The organism is Bacillus sp. SRI_025 (assembly GCF_057592095.1).
Genome location: NZ_JBYEGB010000004.1, coordinates 393,464 through 417,339 on the forward strand (window position 1 = coordinate 393,464; position 23,876 = coordinate 417,339).

The following is a 23,876-nucleotide window of genomic DNA, read 5'->3' on the forward strand; positions in this document are numbered from 1 at the left end:
GCTTTTTTTCTTATTGATATAGCGGATGGGCTTTGCCCTCACTGCCAACGATTCGTATTTTCGATTGGACCATGTCTTTTGCTGCTTGTTTTGCTTTTTGTAAATACATACGCGGATCTAAGCTTTCAGGTTCATTTGAGAAATGATCACGTATGGCCTCGGAGTATGCATTTTTCAATTCAGTTGAGACATTCACCTTTGCCATACCAAGTGCAACGCATCGCTTCACATCCTCATCCGGTACAGCAGAACCACCGTGGAGAACAAGTGGTACATCGACCAGGTCCGCAATTTGTTCAATGCGGGCAAAGTCAATATCCGGCACCCCTTTATAAATGCCATGGGCAGTACCAATCGCAGGCGCTAAAGTGGGCACCCCAGTTTCTTCTACAAATTGACAGCATTCTGATGGAACGGCTTTTTCAGCATCCTTTTCATCAACAACGATATCATCTTCGACACCGCCTACCTTGCCTAATTCTGCTTCGACATTTACACCCACTTTTAAGGCAAGATCCACGACTTCTTTTGTGCGACGAACATTTTCTTCATATGAATGCATAGATGCATCGATCATAACGGATGTATATCCCGCTCTGATACAGGTGAGAATCACATCAAAGTCTGTGCAATGATCGAGGTGAAGACCGATTGGGATTTGATATTGATCAGCCGCCGCCTTCACTGTATCTGCAATCGCTTTTGCTCCAAGAGATTGAACCGTTCCAACCGTTGTTTGCAATATCACAGGTGACTTTAATTCTGCAGCAGTTTCGAGCACCCAATAGATACTGTCAAAGGAGTGCACATTGAATGCCACAATTCCGTATTTTTCTTTTTTCGCAGCCTCAAGCATTGGTGTTGTTGAAAGTAAAGGCATGATCAAACATCCTCTCTAGTTAAAATATCCGCTTCTAATACAGCAAGCATGTCTTCATTTGTTCTTGTTTCCAGCAGTTTTTGACGTTTCGTTTCATCCATTAAGCCTCGTGAAAGGGCAGAAAGAGCCTTTAAATGAGTCGTCCCTGCTTCACTTTTAGGGATCAGTAAGGATAAGAAGAAAAAGCAAGGTTTCCCATCAAAAGCGTCCCATTCAATGCCTGTTTCCGTGCGGACGATCACAAGTGCTGGTTTCGTGATGGCTTCTGTTTGTGTATGCGGAATAGCAAATCCATCTTGAAATCCAGTTGTACTCAGTGCTTCTCTTTCCGCTAAGCCCTTTTTGACATCCTCTGGTGAGGTGCAAATACCTGCTTTGTAGGCAATGTCAGCAATGGCTGCGAACACGCCAGCCTGTGAAGAAGCTGTTTCGTGAAGATTCATATAGATATGTTCCATTATTTCTCTTCCTCCCTCTTAAACTGCGGGTTTGTCTATTTTTTTACGGTAAAGTCCGTATAGAATCGCACCTACAATTGATCCGATTAGTATGGAAAGCACCCATTGGAATGCACCTGTGACAACTGGAAGGACAAGGAATCCACCATGCGGAGCTGGAACCTGTACGCCAAACAAATATGTCAATATAGCAGAGATGGCGGAACCAAACATGATAATTGGCAGGACAACGACTGGGTTTTTTGCCGCAAATGGGATGGCTCCTTCTGTAATATGTGTCGCCCCCAGAATATAGTTGATTGCCCCAGCATTTCGTTCTTGTGGCGTGAAATGTTTTCGGAAAATGGTTGTAGCAATCGCAATGATAAGTGGTGGTGTGATACATGCTGCAGACACACCTGCCATAAAGTAAAGGTTGCCTTGTGCAAGTAAAGCCGTTCCTGTAACATAGGCTGCTTTGTTAAATGGTCCGCCCATATCAAATCCACACATTGCTCCCACAATTAAGCCTAAAAGCAGCGGATTTGTGGATTGTACAGATGAGAGAAAATCCATTAAGGAATTATTTAGCCCTGTGATTGGAACCAATAGCGGGGTCATGACAGCCCCAATTAAGAAAATACCGATGACAGGATAGATGAAGATCGATTTTAATCCATCAAGTGATGCTGGTAATTTTTGAAGCAAGAATTGAAGCAATAAAATGATATATCCTGCTGCAAAACCTGCGATAATACCGCCTAAGAATCCAGCACCTCCATCATTTGCAAGGAGCCCTCCTATAAAACCGACGACCATCCCTGGGCGTCTTGCAATTGAATCAGCGATAAATGCTGCTAAAATTGGTACCATTAAGCTAAAGCCAAGTCCGCCAATGCTTTTCAAATAGGCAGCAAACGGATGATACGTTTCGTGCTGAGGATCAGCAGAGTAGATTCCGAATAGAAAGGAAATAGCTATTAAGACCCCGCCTCCAACGACAAATGGCAGCATGTGTGATACACCGTTCATTAAGTGCTTATAAATGGTGTGTATCCATTTATTTGCCGATTTTTGTTGAGAGGATGAAGGAGCAGATGGTTTCTCTGTTCCAGAAGCTCTTCCTTTCACTTGATGAACGGGAGCATCTCCATTGATAATGCTCTGAATCAGCTCAGTCGGCGTGCGAATGCCTTTGGCTACAGGCACTTCAATCAGTGGCTTGCCGTGAAAACGGTCTGTATGCACATCTTTGTCGGCTGCCACAATGACTCCATCTGCTTCCATAATGTCTTGATCGGTTAAAGCGTTTTCAACTCCTACTTGACCATGCGTTTCGACTTTGATGTCGACCCCTAGTTGCTCAGCAGCGATTTTTAATGCTTCAGCTGCCATGAATGTGTGTGCAATGCCTGTTGGACAGCCGGTTGCAGCGACAATTTTTTTACGGCTCATGTGTATTCCCCCTTATATTTTCTGTATGTGTACTTGCTCAATCAATGAATCAATGTCATGTAAATCACTTAAGCCTTTCGAAAATGCGGTAGAGGCTCCTGTTGCAATGCCGTATCGTAAGCATTCTTCAGGTGAATGTCCTTCAAGCTGTTTACTAAGAAAAGCTGCAAGCATCGCATCTCCAGAGCAAGCTGTGTTTACTACAATGCCTGTCGGTGCGTTTCCTTTTAAGACGGCGTTTTTCGTAATGAACAAAGCCCCTTCTCCCCCGCGGGAAATAAGCACTTGCTCTGCACCCATCTCAATAAGCTTTTCTCCTGATTGAATGAGTTCTTTTTCTGACAGAGGATGTGTTTTGCCGAAAAAAGCAGCAATTTCTTCTTCATTTGGTTTTAATAAATACGGCTTGTATTGAAGCGTCTCAAGAACCGCTGCAGAGCTTGTGTCTAAAATGAACTTGACCTTCTGTTGATGGCAAATAGCTGCTACTTCTGAAAAAATGCTGGCAGGAACGCCCTTTGGCAGACTGCCTGACATGATGAGGATGCCCCCCTGCGGGATAGCTGCAATTTTCTCACGAAAGGTGTGAAGCGCTTTTTCTTCAATCGCAGGGCCCTGGTTCACGAGCTTGTATTCTTCTGTCGTATTGATAAAAACATTAATGCGTGTAATTCCTTCAACCGAGATAAAATCGGTCTGAATGGAGAGATCCTTTAAGGATTGTTCAATATAAGAGCCTGAAAACCCAGCGATAAATCCTAATGCGGTGCTGGTGAAGCCATATTTCTTTAGCATAATCGACACGTTCACGCCTTTTCCATTCGGCTGATAATCTTCATCTTCCGTGCGGTTGACAGCATTTGCCCGCATTTCTTTTAATGCAATATATAGGTCAATAGCAGGATTTAAGGTGCAGGTATAAATCAATTGGTTTCACCTTCTTTCTTTTCTCTAAAGAAAGTATCTCATACGATTCAGTGAAAATGTTTTCAGAATGTGTAAAGGTTTTCATGAGAAAAAGCCTTCTAGATCAAAGTCTCGAAGGCTTTCTTATTGGTTATTTCATTCGGATCACATAGGCATCGAGTAAAATGCGGGCAATGACATGGAGAGACAGGCGGGATCTGACTTCATAATCTGGGAAAAAAGATTGTTCCCCTTTATATCCGACTAGTGTCATATCTGATATTTTGCTTAATGTAGAATCTATTCTTGTCGTGACCGTAATAGTTGTGACTTGCTTCATGCTGAGGTTTTGACACGCTTCAACGAGCTCAGCTGTTTCGCCATTTAATGAAACAAAGATGGCAAGCTCACTTTTTTCAATGTCTCGTGATTTCAGCCGAATGATATTTGGATCGTCGTGTACTTCACATGTTTTCCCGATGAGCTGTAATTTGATGGTCATCTCTTTGGCGATCATTTCTGAGAAGCCTCTGCCGAAAATATAAATTTTGTCTGCATTATGTATTTTTTGAACGGCATCTTCAATTTGTCCAATACTTTGCAGCTGGATCGTCTTTAAAACCTCTTCTTCATTTTTCCGAATCGCTAGTTTGATGTCTTCATCAATATTCTTGAGCTGGTCGCTTGCATCTGTCATTTTCTTTTCTTGTTTCAATCGATATTTAAAGGATGTATAGCCATTATAACCAATTTTTTTCATCAGTCTGACAATTGTGGCTGTTGATACATTGGCTCTTTCGCTTAAAGTGACAATGGATAAGGTGGAGATATCCTCTAAATGCTGGTGAATATAATTGAGTAAATAACGTTCTGTTTCACTTAACGTTTGATATACATCGCTTGGGATGTTAAATAATGATTCGTTCAATTCGATTCCCCCCTACTCATTTCATACTATAATTAAATGCCCAATAAAAACAAGATGATTCTTTTGTCATGTATTTAGGTGAAAGGCGAAAATGAGTGAAATTTTATTTTTGACATAAACTAAGGAAAAGTTGTGTCTATGTGAAAGGAGCTGATCCGTATGCTTCATCTTTTGTTTTATCTGATCCTTCTCTATGTCGTTTATGTCTTTTTGACCGCATTTGTTTTGTTTTATTTACCGATCCAAAAAACGTGCAAAGAACATTGTATCTATAAAGCCTCTTCCATCTCAGGAGACGATCAGGGCACAAATCAAGTGATGCTTCTTGACGATGGATTTGAGTCTGGCCAGGCCAGAATTCAAATGATTCGTGAGGCAAAGAGGATGATCCGTCTTAGTTATTATTCCATTCAAAAGGGAAAAACAGCCGAATGGGTACTAGGTGCTTTAATTGAAGCAGCTGATCGAGGGGTGAAAGTTCAGCTGCTTTTAGACGGCATCTGCCACAGTTTGCGTGGACCGCTGAAGCATTTACGGTATGCCGTGGCAAATCATCCGAACATGGCCATTCGTTTTTATGAGCCCTTTCGGTTATTTAAGCCATGGACGTGGCATAACCGCCTTCATGATAAGCTGCTGCTGGCAGATGGCCGAGTAGCTGTCATGGGCGGAAGAAATATCGGTGATAAATACTTTGCAGATCAGCCGCCGAAAGACTTTGTATTCGACCGCGATGTGCTGCTTTATAACGACAAAAAAGGAAAAGTATTAGATGAAATGGAGCAATATTTCGTTTATTTATGGAATCATAACTTTACGAAAAAAACAAAAGCCGTGTTCTCCAAGCAAAAAGCAAAAAAAGGCTTAAAACTAAGAAAGAAACTGCTTAGATCCTATCAGGAGGCAGTGCGTACGAAAGAACCTTTTGTGATGTCGTCCTTTAATTGGGCAGCAGATACTACCTCAGTAAAACAGATTGCATTTTTTACAAATCCAGTGGAGCGCTTCAATAAGCGTCCTCTTGTACTGAAAAAATTAAACGATCTTGCTCACCGGGCAAAGCGATCTGTGCTCATACAGACGCCTTATATTATCCCGACGCGACCCATGAAGGACGGCCTCACTCCATTAGCTAGCGAGATTCAAACAACAGTTGTCACGAATTCTCTTACAGCCACGCCAAATCCTTTAGCTTTTGCAGGCTACTTAAGCACGAAAAAGGAACTGATGAAAACAGGCGTTCATTTGTACGAATATGAAGGTCCGTATTCCATTCATGCGAAATCGATGGTCATTGATGATTATTTAAGTATTATTGGAACATATAATTTAGATGCGAGGTCTAGTTTTTTAAATACAGAGTCGATTTTGGTCATTGATAGTGCCCCGTTTGCGCTATCACTTACTCAGGCAATCGAACGTAAAATCGCCTATAGTATTCTCGTCGCGAAGGACAAAGCAGCCTATAAAGCAGACGGCTATGGGCAGAAAAAAAAGCCTTTGATGAAAAGGCTCCTTTTAAATGGTTTATCCGCGATAACCGTTTTATGGCGGCGGTTGATCTAAAGGGCAGCTACTCTTGTGGCAGCCCTTTTTCTTCTGATTGCTCTTCTTCTGCTGGTTCCAATTTGGTCAATTTAAACACCAAGATTCCTGCAATAATCACAATGACACCTAATAGTTTTGCGGGCGAAAATTCCACTTTCTCTAACCCAAGCCAGCCAAGCGAATCGAACAAAAGCGCGCAGCCAAGCTGTGAAATCAGGACAATTGAGATTCCATAAGTCGGACCAAGACGTTTGATTGCTTGAACGAGGCAGATGACCACCCCTACTCCAATGGCTCCGCTAATCCAGTACCACGCTTCCATATGTCTTAATTGAAACATGCCGGTTCCTTCTAGCAAAAGCCCCATCAAAAGTGAAGCAATAAAGCCCATACCTAGAACGAGAGTGGTTGTTGACCAAGAGCCTGTCTGCTCATTGACCTTACTGTTAAAAATGGTTTGTAAGCTGACGAGTGCGCCAGCCGCGATGGCTAATCCTATTCCTATGATCATGTCTGAATCCCTTCATTTCTTCTATTCATAAATGTTGTGCTCTGCTATTTCTAAGAGCCCTTTCCGGTCAAGAATCGTAATCTTGCCTCTTTGCCTCTCTATCAGCCCTTTTTCACAGAATTGCTGAATCACCCGGTTAATATGACGATAGCTTGTACCAATTAAGCTCGCCGCATCGGTAAGACGAAGTGCGCTCGCACTGTTATCACCTGTTAACACAGACAATAAGTAGCTTGCGAGCCTGACCTCTACAGGATATAAAAGGTGGAAGCTCAAATCGTTTGATTTCGTATAAAATTTGTTTGTAATCCCTTTTAATAAAAAGGTTAATATGCGGGGGTCATCCTTCGCATATCGCATGAGCGCTTGATGAGAAATCCTTAGCATATGTACTTCTGTGACAGCCTCCACTGTATTGACCATATCTGTCTGCTGAACGTATTCAATATCTCCAATCGCTTCAAGAGGATGTTTAAAACAAAGAATAAAGGTCTTCCCTTCCTTTGTGGTGGTGAAAATCTTTAATTTCCCTTTTACTAACAAGTACAAGTGCTCCCTCTGATCTCCCTTTGAACAAATCAGCTCACCTTGCTCATAGCGCCATAAGCTGACATGTGATATGAGTTTCTGATGAAAGACGTTTTCTAATTGATGTGCCTTGAGATAAGAGGAAAATAGACATTCATCATGAAGCTCTTCCATCTGACGCCCTCCTTTATAGCTTTAAAATGATTACACCCGCGATCATCAATAGAATTCCTGCATAATGCGGCCATTTCATTTTCTTTTTCTGTACACCAAACCATCCTTTTGCATCGATTGCAAAGGTAAATGCCAGCTGTGCAATGAGTAAAGCAGCGATCGTCAGTGTGACACCGATCATTTGAATCGCAGTGACTTCATTAAAAATAATAATGGCTGCAAATGCGCCGCCTACTAAATAAAGCGGCTGCACCTTTCGATATTCTCGAACATGTCCGTCACGTACGATCAGTAAAATGATAAGTGCGATAACAAAACCGGTCAGCTGCGTGATGGTTGCCGCCTGCCATGTCCCGATATCCTGGCTGATTCTTGCGTTTGCTACGCCTTGCAGTGTAATACAAGCGCCTCCTAATAAAGCGAAAATAACACCTTTCATTCGTTCAAATGCTCCTTCTTTTTTCAGTCTAGTTCCATTAAATGATAGATGCCCTGATGTTGAAAAGGACATATGTCCCACTTTGCGTATTATATCAGAAACTTTTTCTTTTACAGTTTCATCGTTTTAGATTTTTCACAGTGGGTACAGTTTTATATCACCTGAAAACAGAATATTGAATGGAATCACATATAAAAAGGAGACATGTCAGAATGAGAAATCAAGAGAAACATTTTATTAACGGAGAATGGATCGCATCAACAGGAAACGAAACGACGGAAGTCATCAATCCTGCTACAGAGGAAGTCATTGGCACCATTAGTTTAGGTACAAAAGAAGATTTAGATAAGGCAGTCAAAGCTGCTCGTGCCGCCTTCCCTTCTTTCTCAAAAACATCTCGAAATGAACGCGTAAAGATGCTTGAAAACATTGTGCGCGGCTACGAAAAACGTAAGGATGAACTGATAGAAGTCATGACACAAGAGCTCGGTGCACCGCTGAAAGTATCAGAAGAGGTTCATTACAAAATGGGACATGAACATTTTTCTAAAGCAGCGGAAGCACTTAAATCTTATACATTTACTGAGGACCGCGGCGGGCATACCATTATAAAAGAAGCGATTGGTGTCAGCGGATTGATTACACCTTGGAATTTCCCAACGAATCAAACATCACTTAAAATCGCAGGTGCCATTGCAGCAGGTTCACCAGTCGTCTTAAAGCCTGCGGAAATTACACCTTTTGCCGCAATGATTCTTGCAGACATCATTAATGAAGCAGGCGTACCAAAAGGAGTCTTCAACCTAGTTAACGGAACTGGTGACGTCATTGGTGACGGCATTAGCTCACACCCTGATATTGACTTTGTTTCATTTACTGGATCAGGTGCTGTCGGCTCTAAAATAATGGAGAACGCTGCAGACAATATTAAGAAAGTGGCTCTTGAGCTCGGCGGTAAATCCCCTCTTATCGTCTTAGATGATGCAGATGTGGATGAGGCAGCCGAAACAGCCGTTCATCATATTGCGATGAATACAGGTCAAGTATGTTCCGCAGCTACACGTGTGCTGATTCCTGAATCAATGAAAGACGCATTTGAAAAAGCGCTGCTGAATGCCCTGCCGAAGTTTACAGTTGGTGATCCGCGAGAAGATCACGCCACTGGCCCGCTTGTCTCCAAAAAGCAGTGGGATACCGTGCAGTCTTATATTGAAAAAGGAATTCAAGAAGGTGCCAATCTGCTTGCTGGGGGAACTGGGAAGCCGGACGGACTAGACAAAGGATATTTTGCCAAGCATACTATTTTCACAAATGTGAAAAATGATATGACCATTGCGCAAGAGGAAATATTCGGACCCGTCATGAGTGTGATCACATATCAAGACCTGGATCATGCCCTTGAGATTGCCAATGATACAGTGTACGGTCTTGCTGGATATGTGGTTGGAAAAGATGAAAAAACATTAAAATATGTAGCTGAACATATTCGTGCCGGTCAAATTACCATTAACAATGCCGAAACAGATTACTTTGCCCCGTTTGGCGGCTTTAAGCAATCTGGTATCGGAAGAGAATGGGGAGACTTCGGAATCGAAGAATATTTAGAAGTGAAAGCTGTGATGGGACTTCCAACAGCATAATTTGAGAAAGGAGAAAAACCTTAGGGTTTTTCTCCTTTTTCATGATAGAAAGAATCTGCCCCTGCTCCCCTACTTATCCATCATGATGTGATATTTTTTGACCGTTGCTTTAGGAGGAGCCGATTCTTGTAACTCATCAAACCAAACCTCAATCGTTTGACCCTGTGACAGCTTTTTAGAATCTACTTTCGTTAAATCAGAACATAAAAAAGTCATTGGGGTTTAAAGTGGTGACTATAATAATGATCGTGAATTCACTTTTCCACTGATCCCAAAAATTACTTCAACCTCTTTAATATGATCTAATTCATAGAACATAAAAAATTCAGCTTCTTTTCGATTTGGAGATTTCATTAAAATCTCGAAACGGTCAGAATAATGAACACAAGAAATTATCTTCCAATTCATAGCTCTTCTCTTTTGCATTTGTTTATAATCCTTTTGAAATTGTTCCTCTCGTTTTAATTTCATGTCATATATTTCATCAATTAAATTAAAAAGTTTATTTGTTTTGGAAACATCAAATCTTCTACTGATAAGAACAATAAAAACACATAACAATATACTTAAAGCGATATTCAGATAAGTATCCATTATATTGATTGAAATTTCATCGAAAGCATTTTGCAATTTCGAATCGTTAGTTTTGTGCTTTTTAGTAATAAAATCTAATCCATAGTTAAAATATGAATTAAAGTAGGAGTTCAAAAATAAAAATGCTGGCACAATTGTTATTGTTATAATTGAAGCTTTTGCGGAAAAATTGGCAGCTCTCTCATATTTATCTTTCGCATAAATTCGAAGATCTGCAACTTGATTCAGATTTAATTTTTCTAATTCCTTTCTATAGATAGACACCTTCTTTGCTAATTTAAACTTAACTTTTGGATCTTCCAAATCTCTAATAATACTCATATTTCCTCCTTGACAGAATAAACTAATTTCACTTTGCAAAGGTATTAGAAATCTTAATCATGACAATCAATATTATATATTTTACTTAATGGCAAACTTTCGGTAAAGTTCAAATTGAACCTATATATATAATTCCTATCGAATTAATCTATGTTTATATTCCTTGTGAGGTGGATATCGTTGCAACTTCATGTATTGAACAGTCCGTTTAGTCAGCAGCAGGCAGAACTGCTTAATCAGCTGCTTCCGACTTTAACAGATCAGCAAAAAATTTGGCTTACCGGTTATTTATCAGCACAGGCAGCTTTAACCGGATTAGAAAATACTGCCCAAACCCCTTCTCCTTCTGCTGCAGCACCAGCGCAGCCTGTCAGCAAAGATGTGACCGTGCTTTATGGCTCGCAAACAGGCAATTCTGAAGGGTTAGCAAAAAAGACAGCGCAGCATCTTGAAGAGAAAGGTTTTCAAGTGACGCTCTCTTCTATGTCAGATTTTAAACCAAATAGTCTGAAAAAAATAAACAATTTACTAATCATCGTCAGCACACATGGCGAGGGAGATCCGCCTGATAATGCCCTTTCTTTCCATGAATATGTTCACGGCAGACGTGCACCAAAGCTTGATCATTTAAGCTTTTCTGTCCTTTCACTTGGTGACAGCTCTTACGAATTCTTCTGTCAAACAGGTAAAGAATTTGATGAGCGTTTAAAAGAGCTTGGCGGAACGCGTCTTGTCGATCGAGTGGACTGTGACCTTGATTATGATGAGCCGTTTTCTGAATGGCTTCAAGGGGTGGCATCTTCACTTAGTGAAGGCGAAGCCGCAGCAACCCAGCAGGAATCAGCAGGAGTAAACACTCAAACGGCTGCATCTGAATACTCAAGAACAAATCCTTTTTATGCTGAAGTGCTTGAAAATATCAACCTAAATGGCCGCGGCTCTAATAAAGAAACCCGTCATTTGGAGCTTTCTCTTGAAGGATCAGGACTTGTTTATGAGCCAGGTGACAGCCTTGGTATTTATCCTACAAATGATCCTGCGCTTGTTGATGAACTGATCACAACATGTGGATGGAATGCAGAGGAAACCGTCACCGTTCATAAAAACGGCGACACACTTCCTTTAAAAGAAGCACTCACCTCTCATTTTGAGATTACCGTATTAACAAAACCTCTTCTTCAAAAGATGTCGTCCTTCACAAAAAGCGAAGCCTTGCAGGCCCTTTTAGAAGAAGGAAGCGAAGAAAAGCTGAAAGCGTATATAGCAGGAAGAGATTTAGTAGATGCTGCTCGTGATTTCGGTCCTTTTGAAGGAACAGCGGCAGACTTCGCTGCGATTTTAAGAAAAATTCCTGCACGCCTTTATTCCATTGCAAGCAGCCTTAAAGCAAATGAAGAAGAAGTTCATTTGACGATCGGTGCTGTGAGATATGATGCTCACGGAAGAGAACGTCAAGGTGTTTGCTCAATCTTATGTGCGGAGCGCTTAGAGCCAGGTGATAAGCTGCCTGTTTATATCCAGCACAATCAAAACTTTAAGCTTCCTGAAAACCATGATGCACCGATCATTATGGTGGGACCAGGCACAGGTATCGCCCCTTTCCGTTCATTTATGCAGGAGCGTGAGGAAGTCGGTGCAGATGGAAAGTCATGGTTGTTCTTCGGTGATCAGCACTTTGTGACGGATTTCTTATATCAAACCGAATGGCAAAAGTGGTTAAAAGATGGTGTGTTAACGAAAATGGATGTGGCTTTTTCAAGAGATTCAGAGGAAAAAGTATATGTCCAGCACCAAATGAAGAAACAAAGTAAAGAATTATTCGAATGGCTGGAACAAGGTGCCTATGTATATGTCTGCGGAGATGAAAAACATATGGCGCATGATGTTCATGATACCCTTCTATCAATCATCCAAGAAGAAGGTGCGATGAGCAAAGAGAAAGCAGAAAGCTATCTAGCCAACTTGCAGCAGCAAAAACGCTATCAGCGTGACGTATATTGATTGAATGCTTGAGAGAAAGGAGCTTTTACTTACATGGTGAAGACAGCATTAACAGCGCCGGATGGACCTCCGAGCGACGTAGAGGAAATCAAAGAAAAAAGTGATTATTTACGGGGTACATTAAAAGAAGTGATGCTTGATCCGATTTCAGCGGGTATTCCTGATGATGACAACCGCCTGATGAAGCATCACGGCAGTTATTTACAGGATGATCGTGACCTGAGAAATGAACGGCAAAAACAAAAGCTTGAGCCTGCTTATCAATTTATGCTGCGTGTCCGCCTCCCTGGCGGAATCGCCACATCCAAGCAGTGGCTAGTGATGGATGAGCTTGCTCACAAATACGGAAATGGAACGTTAAAGCTGACAACGCGCGAAACCTTTCAGCTTCACGGTATTTTAAAATGGAACATGAAAAAGACCATTCAAGACATCCACTCTACTATGCTTGATACAATCGCTGCTTGCGGCGATGTGAACCGTAATGTCATGTGTACGTCAAATCCCTATCAATCAGAAGTGCACCATGACGTATACGAGCTCGCCAAAAAATTAAGTGATGACCTGCTTCCGCAAACAAGAGCATATCATGAAATTTGGCTCGATGAGGAAAAAGTAGCGGCAACGCCTGATACAGAGGTTGAGCCGATGTATGGTCCACTTTATCTGCCAAGAAAATTCAAGATTGGTGTGGCGGTCCCTCCTGCTAACGATATAGATGTCTTTTCGCAGGATTTAGGCTTCATTGCGATTATTGAAAATGATCAATTAGTCGGCTTTAATGTCGCGATTGGCGGCGGAATGGGCATGACGCATGGTGATACAGCGACCTATCCTCAGCTTGCAAAAGTGATTGGCTTTTGTACACCGGAACAAGTTGTAGAGATTGCCAAACAAGTGATCACCATTCAACGTGACTACGGAAACCGTTCGGTGAGAAAAAATGCCCGCTTTAAATATACAGTGGACCGTCTCGGTCTTGAGAATGTAAAAGAAGAGCTTGAACGCCGCCTAGGGTTTACCCTTTTAGACGCAAGAGATTACCACTTTGATCATAACGGTGACCGCTATGGCTGGGTAAAAGGCATCAATGGCAGATGGCATTATACGATGTTTGTAGAAGGCGGCCGCATCACGGATTACGATGACTACCCGCTGATGACAGGCATCCGTGAAATCGCAAAGATTCATACAGGTGACTTCCGCTTAACAGCGAATCAAAATTTAATGATTGGAAATGTCACAACGCATAAAAAGAAACAAATCGAGCAGCTCATTCAGGAGTTCGGTTTATCAGCTGGCCAGCAGCACTCGGCACTGCGCCGCAGTTCAATGGCTTGTGTTTCTCTTCCAACATGTGGTTTAGCGATGGCAGAAGCAGAACGCTACCTCCCGCGCTTAATTGACAAAATTGAAGAGATTGTCGAAGAAAACGGCTTAAGTGATAAAGAAATCACGATTCGTATGACTGGATGTCCAAATGGATGCGCCCGTCATGCACTAGGTGAAATTGGCTTTATCGGGAAATCACCTGGCAAATACAATATGTATCTAGGCGCTGCTTTCGATGGCAGCAGATTAAGTAAACTGTACCGAGAAAATGTTGGAGAAGAAGACATTTTAAACGAGCTTGGCTCTCTTCTCCCCCGCTATGCAAAAGAACGTGAAGAGGATGAACATTTCGGTGATTTTGTGATTCGGGCAGGAATTGTAAAAGCAACAACAGATGGCACGAATTTTCATGTGCAATAAAAAAGACAGGGATCTCTCCTGTCTTTTTTTATATACTTTGTTTCCTTTTCAAGTATTCGCAAATGCATTTGTAGACATTCGGATTATCTAAAGAAGATAGATCTGGTGAAGGCTGCTGCTCATACGCGCCTTTTAATAAACGCCGGACGATTTTTCCGTTTCTTGTTTTCGGTAAAGCTGAAATGAGATGAATTTCCTTTGGAGTGAGCGCTTTCCCCGCATATGAACCAACATGAGTTTTAAGCTCTGAAATGAGTGCTGCTTCTTCGAAAGACTGTAATCTGGCTACGACGAAACAAACAAGTGCTTCTCCCTTCACCTCATCCTTGACTCCAATCACAGCAGCCTCATGTACGGCTGGATGCCCGACAAGAATGGATTCAATTTCAGCTGGACCGATGCGTTTTCCGGCTGTATTAATGACATCATCCGATCTGCCCGTGATATGGAATGCGCCATCCTCTGATTGCATCACCCAATCACCGTGTGTCCACACCCCATCAAATCGTTTGAAATATGTGTCTTCATATCGCTCCGGATCTTTCCAAAATCCACATGTCATACCGACCCATGGCTTTTTCACAACAAGCTCCCCTACCTCATTCATCACGCTCTCTCCTGCCTCATTAAACACATCTGCCGCCATTCCTAAGATTGCCGCATTAAAAAGGATCGGTTTGATTGGACGAAGCAGCGTACTTCCTACAATACCGCCAGAAACCTCTGTTCCCCCTGAGTAATTTAAGATCGGAATGTGCTTTTGACCAATTGTGTCAAAAAGCCATTGCCATGGTGCTTCATTCCACGGTTCACCTGTAGAAATGATGGCTTTGACATGCGGTAGCTCAATGTCTGCAAGGTTTTGCTGCATTGCAGAACGTACAAAAGTAGGTGAAAGTCCAAAATGGGTGACTTTTTGCTCGTGGATGAATGACCAAAGGTGCTGTTCATCTGGATAATCGGGAGCGCCGTCATATAAAACAATTGCAGCTCCATTGATCAAGCCGCCAAAAACGAGAAATGGCCCCATCATCCATCCCATGTCTGTGAGCCAAAACAAGCGGTCTCCTTTTGCAACATCCATACAAAGACCAGCATCAAAAGCCGCTTTTACAGGAAAGCCTGCGTGGGTATGAACAGCCCCTTTTGGTGTACCGGTTGTTCCAGACGTGTATAAGATCATAAGAGGATCTTCATTTGAAAGATAAGTCGTTTCACTTAGTGGTTCTTCTTTTAACAAATCGTTTAGCTTGATATCCTCTTTATATCCAGTAGGAGAGGAAGCGTGTACAATGACTGTTTTGACGGTCTTGGTTTTGTCGATTGCTTCTGCCGCACATTCCCGCATGTTGATCGTTTTTCCCCGGCGCGTCACGCTCGACCCTGTGACGACAATGCTTGCCCCCGATGCACGAATACGTACGGCAAGAGGCTCGCTTCCATAGCCAGAAAAAACTGGGCTAAAGATGACACCAATCTTTGCAAAGGCAAGCATGACGGCAGCCGTTTCCGGAAGCATCGGCATATAAATGACCGCCACATCCCCTTTTTGAATTCCCTTCTTCAAAAAACCAGCAGCGAGACGATTGACCTTTTCCTGAAGTTCGAGAAACGTCCATCTTCTTTCTTCTCCCGCTTCATTTCTCCAAATCACGGCTGGTTGATGCTGGGTTTCTTCATCTTCTGCCCATTTGTCAACAGCCGTTTCGACCACGTTGAGCCGGCCGCCTTTAAACCAATTGGGCCACATGAATGAATCTTGGCCTAATGCGGCTTCATACGGCTCCTTCCACACGGTGCCGACCGCCTTTTCAGCTTCTCTCCAAAACCAATCGGTATGCTCGATACTAGCTTGATAGAACGCATCGTAAGTAGAAAAACCAAGTGAATGCATCCATTTGTAAAGACGTGTTTGTTTCATCATCTGCTCTTCGGGGATCCACGCTGGTTTTTGGTTCATCATGAGGCCGCCCCCTTTAGACCGGATAAACCGGGTGTTTTCGTCTTGTAAATGTCATCTCTTTTGAGGTATAGGCTTGTAATCTATGACAAAGCTCATCTCGCAAATGGTCAAATGGGATGACACCATCGACAATCATTTCTGAGGCAAGCTCATATATATTCATATCTTCCTGGTATTCCTTGCGTTTCTCTTGTATAAATGCCGCCCTCTCTTCTACAGGCAGTTCGGCAATTTTATTCGCATAGACAGCATTTACAGCGGCTTCTGGCCCCATGACAGCAATTTGTGCTGATGGAAGTGCGAGACAGCAGTCCGGTTCAAAGGCTGGTCCTGCCATTGCATATAAACCTGCACCATATGCTTTACGAACAATGACGGATATTTTCGGAACGGTTGCCTCTGACATGGCGGAGATCATTTTCGCCCCATGCCTAATAATCCCTGCTTGTTCCACTTTTGTTCCGATCATAAACCCCGGTATATCCGCAAGAAAAAGGAGCGGAATATGAAAGGCGTCACATAGCTGAATAAACTTGGCGGCTTTGTCAGCCGAGTCATGGAATAAAACGCCGCCTTTTACCCTCGGCTGGTTGGCAATAAGACCGACAGGCTGACCATTCATACGGCCAAAGCATGTGATCAGCTCTGCAGCAAATAGCTTTTTGATTTCAAAAAATGATCCTTCATCAATGAGTAAATCAATAAGCTGATACATATCAAAAGGGGTATTCTGCCCTTTAGGGATGAGTTCTTGAATGGTAATCTCTGATGATTTAGGTGCTTTTTCGGCTGTTCGTTTTGGTTTTTCTGTATAATTGGCAGGCATGTAAGTTAAATAGGTGCGAGCGATTTGAATGGCTTCTTCTTCTGTTTTTGCTAAAATATCGCCGCATCCAGAAATGCTGCAATGCATTTTCGCCCCGCCCATTTCTTCAAGTGATACTTTCTCTCCAATCACCATTTCGGCCATTCGCGGTGAGCCTAAATACATTGAGGCATTCCCTTCGACCATGACGACGATGTCACAAAAAGCAGGAATGTAAGCACCTCCGGCTGCAGAAGGACCAAATAGTAAACAAATTTGCGGAATACGTCCAGATAGCTTTACCTGGTTATAAAAAATGCGGCCTGCACCTCTTCTGCCTGGAAACATGGCGATTTGATCGGTGATTCTAGCACCCGCAGAGTCGACTAAATACAGCATCGGACAGTTGAGTTTTTCGGCTGTTTCTTGGATTCTAATGATTTTTTCTACCGTTTTGACGCCCCATGATCCTGCTTTGACGGTAGAATCATTTGCCATGACGCAAACCGTCTGCCCATTCATTCGCCCCGTCCCTGTGACAACACCATCTGCTGGTAAATGTTCATCTTGACACTCGGCAAACATGGCATCCTCAATGAAAGAATCCTCATCTAATAACAACTGGAGGCGGTCACGGACGAACAATTTTCCTTTTTCTTTGTTTTTTTGATGGTATCGCTCGGCCCCGCCTTTGAGAATCTGCTGTTTTTTGAGTTCATATTCTTCGATCATACCCATTCCCCTTTCTTACTACCTGCCTTTGTATTGAGGCATGCGTTTTTCTTGGAAGGCTTGAAGACCTTCCGTTCGATCTTCTGTATCAATGAGCCGTAGATAGGCTTCGTATTCCTTCGTTAGACCTGTATGCAAATCGTGATCAAGGCTTGATTGAATCGCTTGCTTCGCTTCTTTTAAGGCAAGCGGACCATTTTTGATGATTTTTTTTGCAAGAGAGATAGCATCGTTCATAAGGGAATCTGCTACAGAAATATGCTCAATCAGCCCGATTTGAATGGCTTCTTCTGCTTGTAATGATGCGCCTGTGAAAATAAGTTCTTTTGCTTTACCGAGTCCAATGAGGCGCGGAAGCCGCTGCGTCCCTCCGGCTCCTGGTATGATAGCTAGTCCTGTTTCCGGCAGGCCGAGTCTTGCTCCGACTCGTGCGATGCGGAGATCACAAGCGAGCGCGAGCTCAAGTCCTCCACCAAGTGCGTGTCCGTTCATCACTGCAATGACAGGTACAGGAATGGATTCAATCTCGATAAAGGTTTGCTGAATTGCAAGAACAGCGCCTTTTGCTTCTGCTTCTGTCATCAATCGTCGTTCTTTTAAATCTGCACCAGCGCAAAAGACTTTTGAACCGGCTCCTGTAATGAGCAGACAGCGGATGCTTTCATCGTGTTTGATTTCTTGGATGGTTTGATTGATCTCCTCGAGCATTGTAGAGGATAGGGAATTCGCTTGTTTTGGCCTGTTTAAGGTCATGATGCCGATCTGTTCATCTTGTATTGAAAAATGGACCAATGATGTCATGTTATTCATCCTTTATGAAGTAGTCTAAGAGTGAAAAGCGCGTAAACAGTGACTAGGCAGGGTTCGGTCTACTTTTGCTTCAATCCATTCTGCCGCTTGAATTAATGCAGGAAGGTGAATATTTGTCTCAATTCCTAGTTTTTGAAGCATATGCACCACATCTTCTGTCGCCACATTTCCGCTGGAGCCAGGTGCATAGGGACATCCGCCAAGCCCCCCGCTGGAGGAGTCAAATATCGTGATTCCGGCTTTTAATGCCGTATAAATATTGGCAAGAGCCATCCCCTTCGTATCATGAAAATGGAGAGCGATTTTATCAGCAGGAAAACGTTCAAGTAAAATGTCTAAGCGCCTTTCTACTTGTAGCGGATGGGCTTCACCGATGGTGTCACCGAGAGATATTTCATCAATGCCATAAGAAAGCAAAATATCCGTTAACCGCAGGACTTGATCCATTGGCACTTGTTTTTCATACGGGCAGCCAAACACGGTGGAAATATACGCGCGTGTGTGTTTTCCTGCTGCTTTTAAATCAGCTGTCATTTGTTTGATGACAGGAAGTGTTTCGTGGATGGATTGATTCATATTTTTCTTGTTATGTGTTTCACTCGAAGAGATAAACATAGCGCCTGTGTCAAGATTAGCTTCAAAAAAATGAGCTAAGCCTTTTTCATTGGGAATGAGTGCTGCATAGGTGATGTCGTCTTTTTGATTTAAGGATTGGGTGAGTTCTTTGGCATCTTTTAAGGCTGGAACCCATTTAGGATGAACAAATGATGTGACTTCAATATAAGGGAGCTGGGCTGCTGCGAGCAGATCTATCCACGTTCGCTTCTCGCTTGTGTCCAGCCAGACTGATTCATTTTGCAGTCCGTCCCGCGGGCCGACCTCCCTGATAAGCACACTCTTTGGTAATGCCATCTGGCTCCCTCCTATTCTGTCAGTTCTAAAAGAACCTCTCCTTCATCGACAAACTCCCCCTCTGCTTTATTCACTTTGCGGATGATCCCGGCCTCTTCAGCAACGATCGGAATTTCCATTTTCATTGATTCTAAGATGGCAACCTCCTGTCCTTTTTGCACTTCATCGCCTTGTTTCACAAGAAGCTTCCACAAGTTTCCGGCCATTTGAATCGTCACAGTTTTCATGAACGGTTTCCCTCCCTTTTTTTTATGAGAAAATCGGTTGTGATGCTGCCTTGTAAGAAGGCAGAAGATCCGGCCATTTCCCTTAAAAGCGGTAAGTTGGTTTTGATCCCTTCTATTTCATATGCTTGTAATGCCCCTTTTAATCGTTCTATTGCAAGTTTTCGTGTATCACCGTAAACGATCATTTTCGCAATCATTGGATCGTAAAAAGGGGTTATAATGCTTCCCTTTGTCACACTTGACTCATGACGGATATACGGAGCTTCAGGCGTAGAAAGCCGAGTGATCGTTCCTGGTGAAGGATAAAAGGTGACGGGATCTTCCGCATAAATTCTAACCTCGATGGCATGCCCGATTTGATGAATATCCTCCTGATTAAAGGAAAGCGGCTCACATGCAGCGATTTTCAGCTGCTCCTCAACAAGGTCAATACCTGTAATTTCTTCTGTGACAGGGTGCTCTACTTGTAATCTTGTGTTCATTTCTAGGAAATAAAATTGTTGATGCTGATCGACTAAGCATTCAATCGTCCCTGCATTTTCATACCCAATCGCTTTGGCTGCTTTGACGGCCATCTCCCCCATCTGACGTCTCACCGGTTCATCGAGACAGGCGGCTGGCGCTTCTTCAATGATTTTTTGATGTCTCCGCTGGAGTGAACAGTCGCGCTCAAATAAGTGAACCCCATGACCGAAGGAATCAAAGAGAACTTGAATTTCAATGTGCCGCGCGTTTTCAATGACCTTTTCCATATACAGCGTCCCATCGTTGAAAAAGCTTTGTGCTCTTTTTTGATTCCCTTCAAAAGCCCTGTACAGCTCATCGTCATTTTGCACGAGCTGCATACCAATTCCTCCACCCCCGCTTGATGCCTTGAGCATGATCGGATAACCGAGTGACTGCGCTTGACTCACTCCTTCTTCTGCATCATGCAGCGGAGCTGAAACTCCTGGTACAATGGGGATCCCTGCTTGAGCCATCGTTTTTCTTGCTTCAATTTTATTCCCCATTCGCTGAATGACTTGTGCGGATGGCCCAATAAAGGCAATACCTTCGCTGCGACAGCGTTCTGCAAAGGCCGCATTTTCTGATAAGAGGCCATATCCTGGGTGAATAGCATCTGTATTTGTCTGCTTGGCTACCCTAATGATGGCTTCCATGTTTAAATAGCTTTCAGATACTTTCGCGCCTCCAATCAGATAGGCGCTGTCTGCTTCTTGCACATGAAGTGCATGCTGATCTGCTTCTGAATAAACGGCAACGGTGTGGATCCCGAGCCTTTTACATGTTCGAATAATTCGCCTAGAAATTTCGCCTCGATTGGCAATCAGTACTTTTTGAAACATCGCTGCCTTCACTCCTTTATTAGATCAAGCGCCTGTTTTTTCAGACGAAATTTTTGAATCTTCCCTGATGCGGTCATCGGATACTCGTCAGTGATGAAAAAATATTTAGGAATTTTGTAGCGCGCCATTTGCGACTGACAATAGCTGGTGAGTGTCTCAATCGTCACCGTTCTACCTTGCTTAAGCCGAATGAATGCGGCGGCTTCTTCTCCATACGTCTCGTCAGGTATACCAACAACCTGTGCATCAAGAATGTCCGGATGAGTATAAAGAACGTCCTCAATCTCTTTTGGGTATACATTCTCCCCGCCTCTAATGATCATATCTTTCAGCCGTCCTGTGATTTTCACATAGCCGTCCTCATCCATCTCTGCTAAATCACCCGTATGAAGCCAGCCGTCCTGATCAATCACTTCATTTGTGGCTTCTTCATTTTTATAGTAGCCTTTCATCACATGATAGCCTCTTGTACACAGCTCGCCTTGTTCTCCTCTTGGTACTTCCTCCGGCGTGCCTGGGACGGTGATTTTCACTTCGATGTGAGGAAGCGCCCGGCCGACCGTTTGAACCCGTCTTTCAAATGAATCATCCGTTCTTGTTTGAGTAATGACAGGAGAGCTTTCAGTCTGTCCGTAGGCAATCGTGAGCTCCTTCAGTCCCATTTGTTCAATGACGGCTTTCATCACATGGGATGGGCAAAGAGATCCTGCCATAATGCCCGTTCGTAATGTGGACAGATCGTATTGGTGAAAATTCGGATGGTCAAGCTCTGCAATGAACATTGTCGGGACGCCGTGAAGTACGGTGCACTTCTCTTTTTCCACGGTTTGAAGGACTCGCTCTGGGTGGAAGGATTCAACCGGAATAATCGTTCCTCCTTTTGTGAGGCAAGCAAGCACGCCAAGAACGGATCCAAAGCAATGAAAGAAAGGAACGGGGATACACATTCGATCCTTTTGGGTGAGCTTCATACAATCTGCGATTTGGCTGGCATTGCAGACAATGTTTGTATGGCTGAGCATGACTCCTTTTGGATAGCCGGTTGTGCCTGAGGTATATTGCATATTAATGACGTCATCTGGCGCAAGCTCATCCATTCGTTTCTCCCACTCGTGATCCTCAATTCTTTTAGCAGCAACTTGAATACTGTTCCAGCTGCGCATGCCTTTTGGCGTGTGCTCGCCAATATAGACGACACTTTTTAAATAAGGAAAAGATGAGGATGTGATCTCGCCTTGATAAGCGTTTTGAAGCTCTGGTATGAGTTCTTCCAGCATTTTGACATAGGATGTCTCTTTAAAGCCGTCTACGATAAACAGCATGCTGCTATCAGAATGCTTGAGTAAATAGGCGAGTTCCTGTGCTTGAAAATTCGTATTTACAGTGACAAGAACGGCTCCAATCGACGCGCAGGCGAATTGCAGCATGAGCCACTCAGGTACATTGGGCGCCATGATGGCGAGATGATCCCCTTTTTGAACCCCTAATGCCATAAGACCTTTCCCTGTTTCCTTGACTTCTCGATAAAACGCTTCATATGAATAACGTAATGAACGTTCTGGATACACAATGGCTTCATGTGCTGGATGCTGCTCCCTTTTCTCTTTTAAAAGGGAGCCGATTGTCTGTGGATGAATCGACATGATGGCTTTCCTCCTCCAGTGATAGTAAGCGTTTTCATTATCGGATTACGCTAACAGTTGTCTTGCGATGACTAGACGCTGAATTTCAGAGGTCCCTTCTCCAATTTCCATCAACTTTGCATCTCTCACTAGCCGTTCTACACCACATTCTTTCATATAGCCTGTTCCTCCGTGAATTTGGACAGCATCAAGGCTTGCTTTTGTCGCCATTTCAGAAGCGAAAAGTTTGGCATAAGCAGCTTCTTTTGTAAACGGCTTGCCGTGATCTTTCAGCCAAGCGGCTTTCCAAACCATTTGTCTCGCGAGTTCTATTTGCATCGCCATATCTGCCAGCTTAAACTGAATGGCTTGGAAGGAAGAAAGGGTCTGCCCAAATTGCTTTCTTTCCTTTGCATGCGAGAGCGAAGCATCGAGTGCAGCTTGTGCAATGCCAACTGATAACGCAGCAATTGAAATGCGTCCCCCGTCTAATGTATATAAAAATTGCTTAAAGCCTTTCGCTGGGTCTCCTAAAATATTCTGGGCTGGTACACGTACACCGTCTAAAATGATTTCTGCTGTATCTGACCCGCGCACGCCCATTTTGTCATATGGATTTGTAATGGACAGCCCTTTTTGCCCTTTCTCCACAATGAAGGCGGAGATGATCGGGCGGTCGTTTTCATCATGATCCGTGACAGCGGTGACGATAATGGTTCTGGCAAAATTGGCGTTTGTGATCCAGCACTTCTCCCCGCTGATGACATATTCTTGTCCGTCTTTGACTGCTTTTGTTTTCGTCCCTTTTGCATCTGATCCTGCGTTTGGTTCTGTTAATCCGAAGGAACCAAGTGCTGTCCCAGAAGCCAGCGGGACAAGGTGGTCCATCTTTTGGTCCTCTGTACCGAAGTAATAAAGTGGGCTTGCGCCTAAGGAAACGGCTGCGGCATAGCTAAGACCTGTACTGGCACACTGTTTTCCGATTTCTTCTACAGCGAGTGCATACGATATCGTATCTCCTCCTGAGCCTCCGTATTTCTCTGGAAAGGGGATGCCCATAAAGCCGAGCTCCCCCATTTTTTGAAACGTTTTGGCTGGGAATACGGCCTGTTCATCAATCGTTTGAGCGTGTGGTGCAATTTCTGCTTTGGCAAAATCTTTGACCATCTGGCGGATCATTTGTTGTTCTTTCGTTAATTCAAAATCCATCTTGTTTCCCCCTTTGGCTCTTTTCTATCATATTTATTAATCAAGCAGCGGCTTCATGCCAAGCTTGATTGAATTCAGAAAATTAAAACAAGAATAATAGAAAAAAAGCATGAACGAAGAAAATCCTCATTCATGC

22 protein-coding genes are annotated in these 23,876 nt (G+C 43.2%); 4 read left to right on the forward strand and 18 right to left on the reverse strand.

Annotation, left to right across the window (positions count from 1 at the left end):
- Positions 1–10 precede the first annotated feature (10 nt).
- The 5 genes from AC20OE_RS14305 to AC20OE_RS14325 all read right to left on the reverse strand — a co-directional run bounded on the left by AC20OE_RS14305 (position 11) and on the right by AC20OE_RS14325 (position 4,606).
- Complete coding sequence (locus AC20OE_RS14305; RefSeq protein ID WP_487268917.1) at positions 11–880, reverse strand: class II fructose-bisphosphate aldolase; 870 nt, start codon at positions 878–880, stop codon at positions 11–13.
- Positions 881–882: 2 nt separating this feature from the next.
- Complete coding sequence (locus AC20OE_RS14310) at positions 883–1,341, reverse strand: PTS sugar transporter subunit IIA (RefSeq protein WP_144491279.1); 459 nt, start codon at positions 1,339–1,341, stop codon at positions 883–885.
- Positions 1,342–1,356: 15 nt separating this feature from the next.
- Positions 1,357–2,772 carry a PTS fructose transporter subunit IIC gene (locus tag AC20OE_RS14315; protein ID WP_099663325.1) on the reverse strand — a complete coding sequence of 472 codons (1,416 nt, stop codon included), beginning with the start codon at positions 2,770–2,772 and terminating at the stop codon, positions 1,357–1,359.
- A gap of 12 nt (positions 2,773–2,784) precedes the next feature.
- Positions 2,785–3,699, reverse strand: coding sequence for a 1-phosphofructokinase (gene pfkB, locus AC20OE_RS14320; RefSeq protein ID WP_099663326.1), 915 nt, complete (start codon positions 3,697–3,699; stop codon positions 2,785–2,787).
- A 130-nt stretch (positions 3,700–3,829) separates the two neighbouring features.
- Positions 3,830–4,606: a MurR/RpiR family transcriptional regulator gene (locus AC20OE_RS14325; protein WP_024425669.1), complete on the reverse strand. Its 777-nt coding sequence runs from the start codon at positions 4,604–4,606 to the stop codon at positions 3,830–3,832.
- Positions 4,607–4,765: 159 nt separating this feature from the next.
- Between AC20OE_RS14325 and AC20OE_RS14330 the strand changes: the two genes are divergently transcribed.
- Positions 4,766–6,172, forward strand: a complete 1,407-nt coding sequence (locus AC20OE_RS14330; RefSeq protein WP_487268918.1) for a phospholipase D-like domain-containing protein — start codon at positions 4,766–4,768, stop codon at positions 6,170–6,172.
- Between the two features lie 7 nt (positions 6,173–6,179).
- Here AC20OE_RS14330 and AC20OE_RS14335 read toward each other — a convergent pair whose 3' ends face one another.
- Genes AC20OE_RS14335 through AC20OE_RS14345 form a run of 3 tightly spaced genes read right to left on the reverse strand, consistent with a single transcriptional unit; the run spans position 6,180 to position 7,806 of the window.
- Positions 6,180–6,665, reverse strand: coding sequence for a DMT family transporter (locus tag AC20OE_RS14335; RefSeq protein ID WP_144491282.1), 486 nt, complete (start codon positions 6,663–6,665; stop codon positions 6,180–6,182).
- Between the two features lie 21 nt (positions 6,666–6,686).
- Positions 6,687–7,367 carry a Crp/Fnr family transcriptional regulator gene (locus AC20OE_RS14340; protein WP_487268919.1) on the reverse strand — a complete coding sequence of 227 codons (681 nt, stop codon included), beginning with the start codon at positions 7,365–7,367 and terminating at the stop codon, positions 6,687–6,689.
- A 13-nt stretch (positions 7,368–7,380) separates the two neighbouring features.
- The gene (locus AC20OE_RS14345) at positions 7,381–7,806 is read right to left on the reverse strand and encodes a DMT family transporter (RefSeq protein WP_039183136.1); all 426 of its coding nucleotides are present in this window, start codon (positions 7,804–7,806) and stop codon (positions 7,381–7,383) included.
- Between the two features lie 212 nt (positions 7,807–8,018).
- Here AC20OE_RS14345 and AC20OE_RS14350 point away from each other — a divergent pair, with 212 nt between their 5' ends.
- Positions 8,019–9,446 carry an aldehyde dehydrogenase family protein gene (locus tag AC20OE_RS14350; RefSeq protein ID WP_039179097.1) on the forward strand — a complete coding sequence of 476 codons (1,428 nt, stop codon included), beginning with the start codon at positions 8,019–8,021 and terminating at the stop codon, positions 9,444–9,446.
- A 69-nt stretch (positions 9,447–9,515) separates the two neighbouring features.
- On the opposite strand, the gene AC20OE_RS14355 is transcribed toward AC20OE_RS14350, so the two are convergent.
- Entirely contained in the window at positions 9,516–9,662 is a 147-nt protein-coding gene (locus tag AC20OE_RS14355) for a DUF3221 domain-containing protein (RefSeq protein WP_082672247.1), read from the reverse strand.
- An 18-nt stretch (positions 9,663–9,680) separates the two neighbouring features.
- The gene (locus tag AC20OE_RS14360; RefSeq protein WP_372555849.1) at positions 9,681–10,361 is read right to left on the reverse strand and encodes a hypothetical protein; all 681 of its coding nucleotides are present in this window, start codon (positions 10,359–10,361) and stop codon (positions 9,681–9,683) included.
- Positions 10,362–10,541: 180 nt separating this feature from the next.
- On the opposite strand from AC20OE_RS14360, the gene AC20OE_RS14365 reads away from it, so the two are divergent.
- The gene (locus tag AC20OE_RS14365) at positions 10,542–12,362 is read left to right on the forward strand and encodes an assimilatory sulfite reductase (NADPH) flavoprotein subunit (protein ID WP_487268920.1); all 1,821 of its coding nucleotides are present in this window, start codon (positions 10,542–10,544) and stop codon (positions 12,360–12,362) included.
- 33 nt (positions 12,363–12,395) lie between these two features.
- Positions 12,396–14,114 carry an assimilatory sulfite reductase (NADPH) hemoprotein subunit gene (gene cysI / locus AC20OE_RS14370; protein WP_059377376.1) on the forward strand — a complete coding sequence of 573 codons (1,719 nt, stop codon included), beginning with the start codon at positions 12,396–12,398 and terminating at the stop codon, positions 14,112–14,114.
- A 28-nt stretch (positions 14,115–14,142) separates the two neighbouring features.
- Here the strand turns inward: cysI and AC20OE_RS14375 are convergent, their stop codons facing one another.
- The 8 genes from AC20OE_RS14375 to AC20OE_RS14410 are packed head-to-tail and all read right to left on the reverse strand — an operon-like array spanning position 14,143 to position 23,740.
- Positions 14,143–16,077 (reverse strand): AMP-binding protein, encoded by a 1,935-nt coding sequence (locus AC20OE_RS14375; RefSeq protein WP_487268921.1) that lies wholly within the window; start codon positions 16,075–16,077, stop codon positions 14,143–14,145.
- 13 nt (positions 16,078–16,090) lie between these two features.
- On the reverse strand, positions 16,091–17,614 hold the full coding sequence (locus AC20OE_RS14380) for an acyl-CoA carboxylase subunit beta (protein ID WP_487268922.1): 1,524 nt from the start codon (positions 17,612–17,614) through the stop codon (positions 16,091–16,093).
- A gap of 18 nt (positions 17,615–17,632) precedes the next feature.
- Positions 17,633–18,415, reverse strand: a complete 783-nt coding sequence (locus tag AC20OE_RS14385; RefSeq protein WP_487268923.1) for an enoyl-CoA hydratase — start codon at positions 18,413–18,415, stop codon at positions 17,633–17,635.
- A gap of 24 nt (positions 18,416–18,439) precedes the next feature.
- Positions 18,440–19,336 carry a hydroxymethylglutaryl-CoA lyase gene (locus AC20OE_RS14390; protein ID WP_268503124.1) on the reverse strand — a complete coding sequence of 299 codons (897 nt, stop codon included), beginning with the start codon at positions 19,334–19,336 and terminating at the stop codon, positions 18,440–18,442.
- 11 nt (positions 19,337–19,347) lie between these two features.
- The gene (locus tag AC20OE_RS14395; RefSeq protein WP_268503125.1) at positions 19,348–19,563 is read right to left on the reverse strand and encodes an acetyl-CoA carboxylase biotin carboxyl carrier protein subunit; all 216 of its coding nucleotides are present in this window, start codon (positions 19,561–19,563) and stop codon (positions 19,348–19,350) included.
- Positions 19,560–20,909 (reverse strand): acetyl-CoA carboxylase biotin carboxylase subunit, encoded by a 1,350-nt coding sequence (locus tag AC20OE_RS14400; RefSeq protein ID WP_268503126.1) that lies wholly within the window; start codon positions 20,907–20,909, stop codon positions 19,560–19,562. The genes AC20OE_RS14395 and AC20OE_RS14400 overlap by 4 nt, the downstream gene beginning before the upstream one ends.
- 8 nt (positions 20,910–20,917) lie before the next feature.
- The gene (locus tag AC20OE_RS14405) at positions 20,918–22,552 is read right to left on the reverse strand and encodes an AMP-binding protein (RefSeq protein WP_268503128.1); all 1,635 of its coding nucleotides are present in this window, start codon (positions 22,550–22,552) and stop codon (positions 20,918–20,920) included.
- A 45-nt stretch (positions 22,553–22,597) separates the two neighbouring features.
- Positions 22,598–23,740 carry an acyl-CoA dehydrogenase family protein gene (locus AC20OE_RS14410; protein ID WP_268503130.1) on the reverse strand — a complete coding sequence of 381 codons (1,143 nt, stop codon included), beginning with the start codon at positions 23,738–23,740 and terminating at the stop codon, positions 22,598–22,600.
- Positions 23,741–23,876: the final 136 nt, after the last annotated feature.

Bases quoted from the DNA above. Each gene is read 5' to 3' on its own strand.
- AC20OE_RS14305 (WP_487268917.1), bottom strand. From the start codon at position 880: ATGCCTTTACTTTCAACAACACCAATGCTTGAGGCTGCGAAAAAAGAA.
- AC20OE_RS14315 (WP_099663325.1), bottom strand. From the start codon at position 2,772: ATGAGCCGTAAAAAAATTGTCGCTGCAACCGGCTGTCCAACAGGCATT.
- AC20OE_RS14330 (WP_487268918.1), top strand. From the start codon at position 4,766: ATGCTTCATCTTTTGTTTTATCTGATCCTTCTCTATGTCGTTTATGTC.
- AC20OE_RS14335 (WP_144491282.1), bottom strand. From the start codon at position 6,665: ATGATCATAGGAATAGGATTAGCCATCGCGGCTGGCGCACTCGTCAGC.
- AC20OE_RS14340 (WP_487268919.1), bottom strand. From the start codon at position 7,367: ATGGAAGAGCTTCATGATGAATGTCTATTTTCCTCTTATCTCAAGGCA.
- AC20OE_RS14345 (WP_039183136.1), bottom strand. From the start codon at position 7,806: ATGAAAGGTGTTATTTTCGCTTTATTAGGAGGCGCTTGTATTACACTG.
- AC20OE_RS14350 (WP_039179097.1), top strand. From the start codon at position 8,019: ATGAGAAATCAAGAGAAACATTTTATTAACGGAGAATGGATCGCATCA.
- AC20OE_RS14355 (WP_082672247.1), bottom strand. From the start codon at position 9,662: ATGACTTTTTTATGTTCTGATTTAACGAAAGTAGATTCTAAAAAGCTG.
- AC20OE_RS14360 (WP_372555849.1), bottom strand. From the start codon at position 10,361: ATGAGTATTATTAGAGATTTGGAAGATCCAAAAGTTAAGTTTAAATTA.
- cysI (WP_059377376.1), top strand. From the start codon at position 12,396: ATGGTGAAGACAGCATTAACAGCGCCGGATGGACCTCCGAGCGACGTA.
- AC20OE_RS14375 (WP_487268921.1), bottom strand. From the start codon at position 16,077: ATGATGAACCAAAAACCAGCGTGGATCCCCGAAGAGCAGATGATGAAA.
- AC20OE_RS14380 (WP_487268922.1), bottom strand. From the start codon at position 17,614: ATGATCGAAGAATATGAACTCAAAAAACAGCAGATTCTCAAAGGCGGG.
- AC20OE_RS14385 (WP_487268923.1), bottom strand. From the start codon at position 18,415: ATGACATCATTGGTCCATTTTTCAATACAAGATGAACAGATCGGCATC.
- AC20OE_RS14390 (WP_268503124.1), bottom strand. From the start codon at position 19,336: ATGGCATTACCAAAGAGTGTGCTTATCAGGGAGGTCGGCCCGCGGGAC.
- AC20OE_RS14395 (WP_268503125.1), bottom strand. From the start codon at position 19,563: ATGAAAACTGTGACGATTCAAATGGCCGGAAACTTGTGGAAGCTTCTT.
- AC20OE_RS14400 (WP_268503126.1), bottom strand. From the start codon at position 20,909: ATGTTTCAAAAAGTACTGATTGCCAATCGAGGCGAAATTTCTAGGCGA.
- AC20OE_RS14405 (WP_268503128.1), bottom strand. From the start codon at position 22,552: ATGTCGATTCATCCACAGACAATCGGCTCCCTTTTAAAAGAGAAAAGG.
- AC20OE_RS14410 (WP_268503130.1), bottom strand. From the start codon at position 23,740: ATGGATTTTGAATTAACGAAAGAACAACAAATGATCCGCCAGATGGTC.